This window comes from Streptomyces corallincola (assembly GCF_019104725.1).
GTDB lineage: Bacteria > Actinomycetota > Actinomycetes > Streptomycetales > Streptomycetaceae > Streptomyces > Streptomyces corallincola.
The window spans coordinates 35,700-47,960 of the sequence record NZ_JAHRXF010000031.1 but is presented as its reverse complement, the minus strand read 5'-3'; the positions used below and the strand labels follow the sequence as shown (position 1 = coordinate 47,960).

Sequence of the window (12,261 nt, the reverse complement as noted above, 5' to 3'; positions counted from 1 at the left end):
CGATACCGGGGCGAACCGGTATGTCTCACGTGCTGGAAAACACCACGCGCGAGCCGTTACCGACCCGTAAGCTCACGTCATGCAGGTGATCCAGTCAACCAAGCTCGCCAACGTCTGTTACGAGATCCGCGGTCCGGTGCTGGAGGAGGCGATGCGGCTGGAGGCGGCCGGTCACCGCATCCTGAAGCTCAACACCGGCAACCCCGCGGCCTTCGGCTTCGAGTGCCCGCCGGAGATCCTGGAGGACGTGCTGCGCAACGTCTCCACGGCCCACGGGTACGGCGACGCGAAGGGACTGCTCGCGGCGCGCCGCGCGGTGGTCATGCACAACCAGACCCTGGGCATCGAGACCGACGTCGAGCACGTCTTCATCGGCAACGGCGTCTCCGAGCTGATCGTCATGGCGATGCAGGGCCTGCTGGACGACGGCGACGAGGTGCTGGTCCCGGCCCCGGACTACCCGCTGTGGACGGCGGCCGTCTCACTGTCCGGCGGCACCGCCGTGCACTACCGGTGCGACGAACAGTCCGACTGGATGCCGGACCTGGCCGACGTGGAGCGCAAGGTCACCGACCGCACCAAGGCGATCGTGATCATCAACCCGAACAACCCCACCGGCGCGGTCTACGACGACGCCGTGCTCAAGGGCCTCACGGACATCGCCCGCCGCCACAACCTGCTGGTCTGCTCCGACGAGATCTACGACAAGATCCTCTACGACGGCGCCACCCACACCCCGACCGCGAAGATCGCCCCCGACCTGCTGACCCTCACCTTCAACGGCATGTCGAAGGCGTACCGGGTGGCCGGGTACCGGGTCGGCTGGATGGCGATCTCCGGCCCCCGCGCGCACGCCGACTCCTACATCGAGGGCCTGACGATCCTGGCCAACATGCGGCTGTGCGCCAACATGCCGGGCCAGCACGGGGTGGTCGCCGCCCTCTCCGGACGGCAGACGATCAACGATCTGGTACTGCCGGGCGGGCGGCTCAAGGAGCAGATGGACACCGCGTACGACCTGCTCACCCGGATCCCCGGCGTGAGCTGCGTCCGCCCGCGCGGCGCGCTGTATCTGTTCCCGCGCCTGGACCCGCAGGTGTTCAAGGTGAAGGACGACCGGCGGATGGTCCTGGACCTGCTCCGCCAGGAGAAGATCATGGTCGTCCACGGCACCGGCTTCAACTGGCCGGAACCCGATCACTTCCGGGTGGTGACCCTGCCCTCGGTCACCGATCTGCGGGACGCGGTGACCCGGATCGGCACCTTCCTGGACGGCTACGTACAGACCTGAGTCAACTTTAGACGAAATCCAAGGTAGGATGGCTTCCTGTTGAGCACAGGAGGCCATCCCCCATGTACGAGCCGATCCGCTCCAAGTCGGTCCACTCGATGGCCGACTCCCCCTCGGACCTTCCGCACCGTTCCCGCGAGGAGGAGCTGGACATCCAGCTCGCCGGACACCTCGCCGCGCTGCTCGCCGTCACCGACGAACTGCGCGCCCTCACCCCGTCCGCCGACCTCGACACCGCCGCCGACCGGCTCGCCGCCCAGGTGACCCGGCTGCGCGGCGGCGGCACGGCCCTGCGGGCGACGCCGTCCGCGACCGGCCGTCCCGAGCCGCTGCACCGCCGGGCGCACACCCTCGCGGGCCGCGCGCTGGTGGTGGCCGCGTCGAAGGCGGACACCGGGGCGGCCATCCTCGCCGCCGAGCGGATGGACGCGCACACCGCCGCCCTGGCGGGTCCGAAGGAGCTGAGCCCGGCCCGCTGACCCGTCCCACGGGTCCCCCGTACGGCCCCGGTCCGTGTGCACCTGCAGCGACACCCGGACCGGGTGCCCACCACCGCGCACCCCGGCGCACGCGCGAGGCCCCTCACCCCGGGAACACCGGGTGAGGGGCCTCGCGCCGTCGCACCGCGGCCGGTCGTGCGAGGGGTACTGGTCAGGGCATCCCGGACCGGCCGCGGAGTCGGGTGGGGTCAGCCCAGGCGGCGGACCAGTTCGCGGTACTGCTCCCACAGCTCCGGCGGGGTGTGGTCGCCGAAGGTGTTGAGGTGCTCGGGGACGAGGGCGGCCTCCTCGCGCCACACGTCCTTGTCCACGGTGAGCAGGAAGTCCAGGTCGGCGTCCGGGAGTTCGAGCCCGTCGGTGTCCAGCGCGGCGCGGGTCGGGAGCACGCCGATCGGGGTCTCCACACCCTCGGCGGTGCCGTCCAGGCGCTCCACGATCCACTTCAGGACGCGGCTGTTCTCACCGAAGCCGGGCCACACGAACTGGCCGTCCTCGTTCTTGCGGAACCAGTTGACGTAGTAGATCCGGGGCAGCTTCGCCGGGTCCTTGTCCTTGGCCACGTCGATCCAGTGGGCCATGTAGTCGCCCATGTTGTAGCCGCAGAACGGCAGCATGGCGAACGGGTCGCGGCGCAGCTCACCGACCCTGCCCTCGGCGGCGGCGGTCTTCTCGCTGGCCACGTTGGCGCCGAGGAAGACGCCGTGGTTCCAGTCGAAGGACTCCGTGACCAGCGGCACCGCGCTGGCCCGGCGGCCGCCGAAGAGGATCGCGGAGATCGGCACGCCCCGGGGGTCCTCCCACTCGGGCGCGACGATCGGGCACTGCGCGGCGGGCACGGTGAAGCGGGCGTTGGGGTGCGCGGCCGGGGTGGGGGACGCGGGCGTCCAGTCCTGGCCCTTCCAGTCGGTGAGGTGCGCGGGCGGCTCCTCGGTCATGCCCTCCCACCACACGTCGCCGTCGTCGGTGAGCGCCACGTTGGTGAAGACCGCGTTGCCCCACAGCGTCTTCATCGCGTTGGCGTTGGTGTGCTCGCCGGTGCCGGGGGCGACGCCGAAGAACCCGGCCTCGGGGTTGATGGCGTACAGGCGGCCGTCCTCGCCGAAGCGCATCCAGGCGATGTCGTCACCGACCGTCTCCACGCTCCAGCCGGAGACGGTCGGCTCCAGCATGGCCAGGTTGGTCTTGCCGCAGGCGCTCGGGAAGGCGGCGGCGACGTACTTCGGCTCGCCGTGCGGCGGGGTCAGCTTGAGGATCAGCATGTGCTCGGCCAGCCAGCCCTCGTCCCGCGCCATCACCGAGGCGATGCGCAGCGCGTAGCACTTCTTGCCGAGCAGCGCGTTGCCGCCGTAGCCGGAGCCGTACGACCAGATCTCGCGGGACTCCGGGAAGTGCGAGATGTACTTCACGGAGTTGCACGGCCACGGCACGTCCGCCTGGCCGGGCTCCAGCGGGGCGCCGAGGGTGTGCACGGCCTTCACGAAGAAGCCGTCCTCGCCCAGCTCGTCCAGGACGGCCTGGCCCATGCGGGTCATCGTGCGCATGGAGACCGCGACATAGGCGGAGTCGGTGAGCTCGACGCCGGGCGCGGAGAGCGGGGAGCCGAGCGGGCCCATGCAGAACGGGACGACGTACAGGGTCCGGCCGCGCATCGAGCCCCGGAACAGGCCGCCCTCGCCGCCGGTGCCCTCGAAGGTCTCCCGCATCTCGGCGGGCGCCTTCCAGTGGTTGGTGGGTCCGGCGTCCGCCTCGCGCTCGGAGCAGATGAACGTACGGTCCTCGACGCGCGCCACGTCCGTGGGGTCGGAGGCGGCGTAGTAGGAGTGCGGGCGCTTCACCGGGTCCAGCTTCGTGAAGGTGCCCTTCGTGACGAGCTCCCCGCACAGGCGCTCGTACTCGGCCTCGGAGCCGTCGCACCAGACCACGCTGTCCGGCTGGGTCAGTTCGGCGATCTCGTTGACCCACGAGATCAGTTCCTGGTGCTTGGTGGGGAGGACGGTGGGAGCCGCGAAGTCGCGCGCCACGATTGCTCCTAATGCAGAGAGTCTTCGAGGGTTTTCTTCTCTTGTCGCCCCGTGGGGGCCGCGGCCCGGACGCTTCGTAGCCGCTCATCCGGTGCCGACCGCACTCATTTGATCGTCCAAGCTCCGCGCCCATCTGTCCAGGGGGCCTCACAAGTGAGCGAAGTGAGCTATCCCACGATCTACGGGGTTCTTTGCGTCCGCATGGGCTCCGACAGGAGGATTCTTTGCCTCCGTGGTGCGTATGGGGCACATGTGCCACCGGTACGGAGCGCGCCTGAGCGTGCGCTCACATCTGACTTACGGAGGCGTAGGTACGATGCCGGGCATGACTGTGCCCGTCCCCGACGCGCCCTTGGACACGCCGGCCACCGGCCGCGGTCCACGCGCGCTCTCGCTGCCGCACCCCGTCAAGCCCCGGCTGCGCGGCTGGCTGCACCTCGGCATGTTCCCCGCCGTACTGATCTCCGGCCTCGTCCTCACCGCGCTCGCCGACTCCACCCGCGGCCGGGTCGCGTGCGGCATCTACGTCCTCACCGCGTGCCTGCTGTTCGGGGTGAGCGCGCTGTACCACCGGGGCGACTGGGGCCCCCGGATGGGCGGCCTGCTGCGCCGCCTCGACCACGCCAACATCTTCCTGATCATCGCGGGCACCTACACCCCGCTCACCCTGCTGCTCCTGCCCGACAGCACCGGCCGCTGGCTGCTGTGGAGCGTCTGGGCGGCAGCGGCGGCGGGCATCGTCTTCCGGGTGTTCTGGGTCGGCGCCCCGCGCTGGCTGTACACCCCCTGCTACATCGCGATGGGCTGGGCGGCCGTCTTCTTCCTGCCCGACTTCCTGCGCACCGGCGGCATCGCCGTCCTGGTCCTGGTCGTCGTCGGCGGCCTGCTCTACAGCGCCGGGGGCGTGGTCTACGGCATCAAGCGGCCCAACCCCTCACCGCGCTGGTTCGGCTTCCACGAGGTCTTCCACTCCTTCACGCTGGCCGCGTTCGTCGTGCACTACGTGGGCATCTCGCTGGTGGCCTACCAGCACGGGTGAGCGGCGTGCGGCCGTGCCCGACAATGAGCGCATGACGGCCGCACCCACCCCTCCCCCCACCGAACCGTCCCCGCCCGGCCTGCGCGAACGCAAGAAGCTCCGGACCCGTGCCTCGATCCGCGCCGCCACCCGCGCGCTGATCGAGGAGGACGGCTGGGACGCGGCCACCGTCGAGCGGATCGCCGGGCGCGCCGAGGTGTCCCCCTCCACCGTGCTGCGCTACTTCCCGGCCAGGGAGGACATCGTCCTGCCCGAGGAGGACGGCACCCTCGTCCTGGACGCGCTGCGCACCCGGCCCGCCGCCGAACCCTGGCCGCTGGCCCTGCGGCACGCCCTGCGCCAGGCCGTCGCCCGCTCCGAGGAGTGCGACCCCGAGGCGGTACGGCTGCGGGCCAGGCTCGCCGCCGAGGTCCCGGTGGTACGCGACCGTCTCACCCGGAGCGCCGCCGACACCGCACGGCCGCTGCGCACCGCCCTCGCCGAACGCACCGGCCTGGACCCCGGCTCCCTGGAGGCGCGGATACGCTCCACCGCCCTGGTCGGCGCCCTCCTTGAGGCGTCCCTGTACTGGGCGGACCACGGCTGCCGGGGCGAACTGCGCGATCTGCTGGACCGCGCGCTGGACGTGGTCGAACCGCTCGGGGCCGACGGGACCCCCTGAGCCGGGGCCCGTCCGCCGGACCGCGACGGCGTACCGTCCGCGGCCCGGCGCACGCCAGTGGCTAACGGCGCCTCACGTCCTCCTTGTCGCAGGCCACCCCGTTCCTGTTCGCGTCCAGGCCCAGCGGGTCGTCGGACCCGTTGAGCCGCAGGGGGCCGTAGTGGTTCTTCGCCAGCCAGGCGCAGCGGGCCGCCGGTGTCCGCCCGACCCGGGGCGGGAACACCGTGGGGACGCAGACGTTGGCGGAGCCGTAGTGGCGGTCGCAGCCGGAGAGGACCTGGCCGACGGGCTGGGAGGCGCGCCGCTTTCCGGGCCCGGTGACCTTGCCCCGGGGCTCGTCCGCGAAGGCGTGGACGTGGGCCGAGGGGGCACTCCCGGCGAGGGCGGCCGGGCCGGTCAGGTGGACCCACGTGGCCACCGAGGGAACCCCGTTGGCATCGACCGCGAACAGCATGTACCAGCCGGGCGGGGCCAGGTCGGGGTTGCTGGTGACGTTGAGATCGACGTTGTTTCCGCTGACGGAGAGCGGGAGGTCCACGAACCGCTGGTTGGGGTCGGAGGAGTGGGTGACGGCGGCCGGGCGGATCAGCTCGGCCTTGGCGATGGGCCGGTCCACGGTGATGCGCTGGGTGTCGCCGTACTTCCACTCCTGGTTGATCACCGAGGTGATGGCGGGCCGGGTGCCCTTGTAGAGGTAGGGCGGGGTGTAGACGGAGACGTTGTGGTTCCAGGTGCCGTTGCCCGGATTGTCACCGGTGGCCATGACGCGGCCGTCGGGCAGCAGGAACGCGGAGGAGTGGTAGCCCCGTGACTGCGGGTCGGCGGCGACGGGGTCGAAGGTGTTCCCGGCGGGGTCGTAGAGCGACGACTCGTACACCGGGTCGGCCCGGTTGTGCAGGGCGCCGCCGGTCTCCAGGACCTTGCCGTCGGGCAGCAGCACGGCGGAGACGTACATCTTGCCCTGGTCGCCGGTCTGGGCGGTCTTCCCGTTGGCGAGGTCCACGGTGCCCTGCGGGAGCGGCGGTCCGGCGACGTAGGACGGGTTGGCCTGCTTCAGGTCGATGACGTCGGTGAGCCGGTTGGCGTCCGGGTTGGAGTCGATGTTGCCGCCGCCGAGGGTGAGGACGCGCTGGTCCTGCGCCGGGGGCAGCAGCACGCTGGCCGACTGGTCGCGCTCGTCCTTCCTCTGGAGTCCCGGGACCTGGGTGATGGTGTTGGCGCCGTAGTCGTAGATCGCGGCGCCGGAGCCGGGGATGTTGTTGCCGAAGACATGGCTGCCCGTGTAGAAGAGGCGGCCGTCCTGCATCAGCACCATCGACGGGTACAGCCCCCAGTACGACCACGTCTGGTTGACCTGGCCGAGCCCGAGCCACTTCTTCTGCGCGTCCGACCAGTACTCGGTGGTCACCGAGCCGGTGGAGTCCTCGCGGAGCCCGCCGAAGGAGATGACGTCACCGTTGCCGAGTTCGGTCGCGGACGGGTACCAGTGCCCGTCGTTGAGGTCGTTGGTCCTGGCATAGGTCTCGGTCCTCGGGTCGAAGACGTACGAGTCCCTGAACCCCTCGTAGCCGTGCCCGCCCGCGACCGGGTACGCCTTGTTGCCGCTGATCACCAGCACGCGGCCGTCCTGGAGCTGGACGTGCCCGGCGCAGAACATGTCCTTCGGTGTGGGGACCACCTTGTAGGTGCCCCTGGCCGGGTCGTAGACGGCGCTGGTGAAGCTGCCCGCCGCGAAGTTCTCCTCGCTGTTGCCGGAGCCCGCGATGAGCAGCACCTTGCCGTTGTTCAGCACGACCGAGTGCATGGAGCGCACCGGGTTCCGCGTGGGCAGCACCGCCCAACTGCCGTCCGCGCATTGGGTGGTGGTGCCGGTGCACGGGGCGGGCGGGGTGACGGCGGGGACCTGGTCCATCGTGTAGTCGTCGGTGGTCGCGGACCCGGTGCCGTACACCGAGACACCCCAGGTGATCAGGTCGGTCCCGGCCGGGACCTCGGGGGTGCGGACGGTGGCCCTGGTCCACGCGGAGGCCATGTCGAGGGTCTTGAGGTCGGTCCAGTACTGCCAGCCGGCGGTCGTGTCGTGCCGGAACAGCGTGACACTGGTGTCCGGGGTGGTGCTCTTGTACCAGAGCGACAGGTCGTACTGCCGGCCCGCGCTCACCGGCGGCGCGCAGGCGGCGGACTCGGTGATCAGGGCCTTGCGGTCGCCGTCCACCCGGCGGGTGAGCGTGACCTTCATGGCCTTGCCGCCGCTGTGCGCGTCGGCGACGGTCTGGAACGTGAAGTCGTTGTCCCCCCAGCCGGACTTCTCCCAGCAGGACGGCATCCCGTCCGTCCCCGCCGTCTCGAAGCCCGGATTCTTGATCAGGTTGGCGGCCTCGGCCGCCGGTGGCGCGGTCAGGAGCAGACCGGCGGTCAGGGCCCCCACCCCGACCAGCGCGGTCCGTCTGCGGCGGATGTTCACACGGCTCTCCTCGCGGTCGTACGGTTCCCGCCCCGTCGCGGGAGATAGACCAGCGCTTCGGTCCCGACGAAGCGCAGGACGAACGTCACCACCAGCGCGAGCGCGGTGGCGGTGACGGCACTCATCCCGAACCGGCCGACGAGCAGCGCGATCAGCGGGATGCGCAGGACCAGATCGGCGTTGGCGAGCAGCGCGAACCGGCCGAGCCGGTCCCACCAGCGGCGGTGCGCGCGCCGGTCGCGGAACAGCAGATGCTCGATGAGCAGGAAGTTCCAGGCGACCCCGAACTGGTTGGCGATGATCTCGGCGGGCACATAGTGCGTCCCGAGCGCGGTGAGCGCCCAGAGCGCGCCGAGGTTGGGCACGAAGCCGCTCGCGCCGATCAGCCCGAACCCGATCACGCGGGCGGCCGGTGAGGCGGCGCGCAGCCCGGCCAGGTGGCGCAGGAAGCGCAGGCCCTCGGCGGCCGTGGACTTGGACTCCCCGGCGAACCGGTCCTGGAAGACGAACGGCACCTCGGCGACCTGCCGGGGCCGGGAGCGCACGGCGAGTTCCAGCAGGATCTTGTAGCCGAGGGGCTGGAGCACCTCGGCGGTGATCGCGCCGCGCCGGACGGCGAAGAAGCCGCTCATCGGGTCGCTGATGCCGCGCAACCGGCGCGGGAAGAGGGACTTGGTGAGCCAGGTCGCCGCCCGCGAGACGGCGACCCGGTAGTTCCCGGCGAGCCCGGCGCGGCTGCCGCCCTTGAGGTAGCGGGAGGCGACGACCAGCGCGGCGCCGGACCGCTCGCCGGTGGCGACGAGTTCGGGCACCAGCGAGGGCGGGTGCTGGCAGTCGCCGTCCATGACGACGACCCATTCCGAGGTGGCGGCCTTCAGCCCCTCGACGACCGCGCCGCCGAGCCCGCCGACCGGTTCCGCGCGGTGCAGCACGGTCACCGGGAACGGGCAGTCCCGCGCGGCCCGTCGGATCACCTCGGGGGTGTCGTCGGTGGAGTCGTCCACGAAGACGACCTCCAACGGCAGCCGGGACGGCACCGATTCGGTGATCCGGTGCAGCAACTGCCCCACGTTCGCTGACTCGTTGAAGGTGGGGACGACGATGGTGACGGCGCCCGGCTCGGGAACCTCGGCGGCCTCGACGCCGGGGACCGGGACGGTGTACTCGTGGCTGCTCATCGGGTCCCTCCCACAGGGGCCTGCCGGTCGGTGGCCGGTCGGACCCGGCGGATCTCCACGCGGTCCTCGCCGGTGCCGAACACGGCGACGGGCCGGGAGTGCCGGATGGCCGCGCGGACGTTCGGCAGGTCGCGGGCGTCACGCCGTACGGTGGGCGAGGCGACGACGTAGTCCACGTCCCGCCAGCCGCGCGGCATGGTCTTCGTGACGGCCGGGTCCAGGTCGGCCTTGTAGAACCAGATCGCGCCGAGCCCCGGCCGGTATCCGGCGTGCACGAGGTCGAGCCACAGCGCGTCGTCCACCAGCACCCGCTTCCTCTCCGGGTGTTCGACCTCGGTGCCGAGCCAGGCGGCGGCCTGCCGGTACGGCTTGTTGGCGTCCGTGGTGAGCGCGGTGCGGTCGCCGTCGTACCAGCGGGGTACGACGTACGCCCCGGCGGCGAGCGCGAGGACGGCGGCGAGGGCGAACCGGCCGCCGGTGAGCAGGCGTCGCTCCCCCGGCCGCCGTCCGCGCCGGAGCACGGCGTGGGTGACGGAGGCGGCGCCCCCGGCCAGCACCAGGGCGAGGAAGGGCAGCGCGCCGATGACGTACATGGCGGGCAGATAGCCGCCCGGGCGCAGCGCGACGGCGGTGAGGACGGCGACGACCAGGGCGGGACCGGTGAGCGCGCGGGCGGTGACCGACCGGCGCCGGGTGACCAGGAGCAGCAGCGCCCCGGCGAGCCCGCCGAGCGGGAGCACCCGGTCGTAGTAGAGCCAGGAGTGCAGGACGCCGTAGGAGCCGGAGGAGGGGGCCAGCAGGAACCCGGAGCCGGGGCGGGACATCTGGTAGGTGATGCCGTCCCACAGCGAGACATGGCCGCTGCCGGGCAGCAACTCGCCCTTGAGCAGGGCGAACAGCGGGTAGGAGAAGCCGATCAGCGCGCAGGCGGTGACGGCTCCGGTGAGGGCGAACTTGCGGGTGTCGTGGTGGCTGTGCCGCCACATGGTGACGAACAGGGCGGGCAGGACGACGAGCATCGTCTCCTTGGTGAGGACGCCCGCGGCGGCGGCGAGTCCGGCGCCGAAGTGGTGCCACAGGTGACGGCTGGGCGAGGCGGCGAGACAGAACGCCAGCAGCAGCCACATCACCGCGATGTTGTCGAGGAAGATCTCCCGCTGGAGCACCACGGCCAGCGGCGACAGCCCGAACAGGGCCATGCCCAGCCCGGCCGCCCAGCGGGGCAGCGACAGACGGCGCCCGAGGACGTACACGAGGACCGCGCCGGCCCCGCTGACCACGAGCATCGCGGAGCGCATGGCGCCGACGGTCATGGCGCCGGGGCTCAGCCAGGACGGCACCCGGGTGAGCAGCGCGATCTGAATCCAGCCGAGCGGCGGGTGGTCGTACCAGTACGTGTAGTGGGCCAGGCCCCGGCCCTCCTGGACGGCCCAGGCCTGGGCGAGGTAGGTGCCCTCGTCGTCGCTGAGGGCCGGGTAGGCGGCGATGTTCCAGCCCTGGACGACGAGGACCGCCAGCAGCAGCGCCCCGCAGAGCAGCAGGTCGGGGCGGGAGGAGCGGAGCCGGAGCCGGAGCCGGAGCGGTGGGACGGTACGGCGCGGGGCGGGCGGTGCGGGCGGTTCGGGCACAGCCCTGCCCGGCGCGACGACCTCGGTGGCGGTCGCCGCGGGAAGCGTGGAGGTCACGCGGGAAGGTCCTCTCGGATCGGCTCGGCGAGGTGCGCGCCGACGTGACGGGTCAGTTCCCAGTCGTTGCGGCCCCGCTGCTCGCGCCAGACGGCGCGGATCGCCGCGCCCGCGAGGAGGACCTGGTACAAGGGGCCGCCCACGATGAGCTTCGCGTAGTGCGCGAAGCTCACCCGCAGGCCGTACTGGCGGCCGAAGTCGTGCAGGCCGACCACCTCGAAGACGAAGGTGACGGCGGCGGTGACCAGCGGCAGGAAGGTCAGGAAGGCGACGCCGACGGGCACGTCGAGGAAGAGCGCGACGGCCGCGTTCAGCGGGATGACCACTCCGGAGAACGCCTGGAGGAACGGGGTCATCAGGGTGTAGCGGGCCAGCAACCGCTGCCGCAGGGACGGCAGTTGCTTCCAGTCCTTCTTCCGGTACACCTGGAGGAAGCCCTGGTTCCAGCGGGTGCGCTGCTTGAGCAGCGACATCAGCGTGCCGGGGGTCTCCTCGCGGGTGACCATGTCGGAGTCGTAGGCGACGACGACCTTCCTGCCCACGCTGGAGAGGCGGACGCCGAGGTCGCAGTCCTCGGCGAGGCAGTCCGGGTCCCAGCCACCGGCGTCCCGCAGCACGGCGGTCCGTACGAACACGGTGTTGCCGCCGAGCGGGATGAACCCCTTCTGCGCGTGCAGGTGCAGCCGGGAGCGGAACCAGAAGAAGTACTCCAGGCAGTTGCGCAGGCTGTACCAGCTGGAGTGGAAGTTGATGAGCTGCACACCGCCCTGCACCACGTCGGCGTCGGTGGTGCGGAACGCGTGGTCCACGTGGGCGAGCAGTTCGGGATGCACCTGGTCCTCGGCGTCGAAGACCCCGACGACGTCGCCCCGGCAGTGCGGCAGCGCCGTGTTCATGGCCTTCGGCTTGTTCTTCTTCTCGTGGGTGTCCACGACCACCCGCACCCGCGGGTCGCGGGCGGCGGCTCGCTCGGCCACGACCGTGGTGTCCGGGTCGTCGTGCCCGACGATGACGACGATCTCGAAGTCGGTGTGCGTGGACTCCAGCAGCCGCCGGACGGTGTGGTCGAGCACGGCCTGCTCGTGCCGCGCGGGCAGCAGCAGCGAGAACGACAGGTGCTCGCCCCCGTCGGGTCTGCCGAACCGGGTGGACGCGAGCACCTCCGGCGTGCGCCAGGCGTGCATCTGCCACCACAGGGTGAAAGCCGCCATCCAGAACAGGGCCAGCGAGACGGCGGCGATGAAGACGGACGTCAGCAAGAAGATCCCCCCAGATCCCATTACCCCCAGTGCACGCGACGGTGAGTCACCGGCGCGTGACGCTGTGCAGAGACTAGGAGGGAACTGTGAAGGGAGGGAGATGTTCCGATAAAAACCATGTTTCAGAACGACGTGCGGGTAGCGGGATCTAACCGAACACCTT

General features: G+C 71.3%; 9 protein-coding genes. 4 read left to right on the top strand and 5 right to left on the bottom strand.

Annotation, left to right across the window (positions count from 1 at the left end):
* The first annotated feature begins 79 nt into the window (after positions 1-79).
* Together KUM39_RS19260 and KUM39_RS19255 are read left to right on the top strand one after the other, a co-directional pair.
* Positions 80-1,291, top strand: a complete 1,212-nt coding sequence (locus tag KUM39_RS19260; RefSeq protein ID WP_217786952.1) for a pyridoxal phosphate-dependent aminotransferase — start codon at positions 80-82, stop codon at positions 1,289-1,291.
* Positions 1,292-1,353: 62 nt separating this feature from the next.
* Positions 1,354-1,770, top strand: coding sequence for an SCO4983 family protein (locus KUM39_RS19255; RefSeq protein ID WP_217786951.1), 417 nt, complete (start codon positions 1,354-1,356; stop codon positions 1,768-1,770).
* Between the two features lie 209 nt (positions 1,771-1,979).
* Here the strand turns inward: KUM39_RS19255 and KUM39_RS19250 are convergent, their stop codons facing one another.
* The gene (locus KUM39_RS19250) at positions 1,980-3,812 is read right to left on the bottom strand and encodes a phosphoenolpyruvate carboxykinase (GTP) (RefSeq protein ID WP_217786950.1); all 1,833 of its coding nucleotides are present in this window, start codon (positions 3,810-3,812) and stop codon (positions 1,980-1,982) included.
* A gap of 325 nt (positions 3,813-4,137) precedes the next feature.
* On the opposite strand from KUM39_RS19250, the gene trhA reads away from it, so the two are divergent.
* Complete coding sequence (trhA, locus tag KUM39_RS19245) at positions 4,138-4,851, top strand: PAQR family membrane homeostasis protein TrhA (RefSeq protein WP_217786949.1); 714 nt, start codon at positions 4,138-4,140, stop codon at positions 4,849-4,851.
* A gap of 31 nt (positions 4,852-4,882) precedes the next feature.
* Entirely contained in the window at positions 4,883-5,512 is a 630-nt protein-coding gene (locus KUM39_RS19240) for a TetR/AcrR family transcriptional regulator (protein ID WP_217786948.1), read from the top strand.
* Positions 5,513-5,573: 61 nt separating this feature from the next.
* Here the strand turns inward: KUM39_RS19240 and KUM39_RS19235 are convergent, their stop codons facing one another.
* From KUM39_RS19235 to KUM39_RS19220, 4 genes are read right to left on the bottom strand one after another with little or no spacing between them, the layout of a single operon-like run.
* Complete coding sequence (locus KUM39_RS19235) at positions 5,574-7,976, bottom strand: galactose oxidase family protein (protein ID WP_217786947.1); 2,403 nt, start codon at positions 7,974-7,976, stop codon at positions 5,574-5,576.
* Positions 7,973-9,154: a glycosyltransferase gene (locus KUM39_RS19230; protein ID WP_217786946.1), complete on the bottom strand. Its 1,182-nt coding sequence runs from the start codon at positions 9,152-9,154 to the stop codon at positions 7,973-7,975. The genes KUM39_RS19235 and KUM39_RS19230 overlap by 4 nt, the downstream gene beginning before the upstream one ends.
* A complete protein-coding gene (locus tag KUM39_RS19225; protein ID WP_217786945.1) occupies positions 9,151-10,839 on the bottom strand; it encodes an ArnT family glycosyltransferase in 1,689 nt (562 codons plus the stop codon). Before KUM39_RS19225 ends, KUM39_RS19230 begins: the two co-directional genes overlap by 4 nt.
* Positions 10,836-12,098: a glycosyltransferase gene (locus tag KUM39_RS19220; RefSeq protein WP_217786944.1), complete on the bottom strand. Its 1,263-nt coding sequence runs from the start codon at positions 12,096-12,098 to the stop codon at positions 10,836-10,838. The genes KUM39_RS19225 and KUM39_RS19220 overlap by 4 nt, the downstream gene beginning before the upstream one ends.
* Positions 12,099-12,261 lie beyond the last annotated feature (163 nt).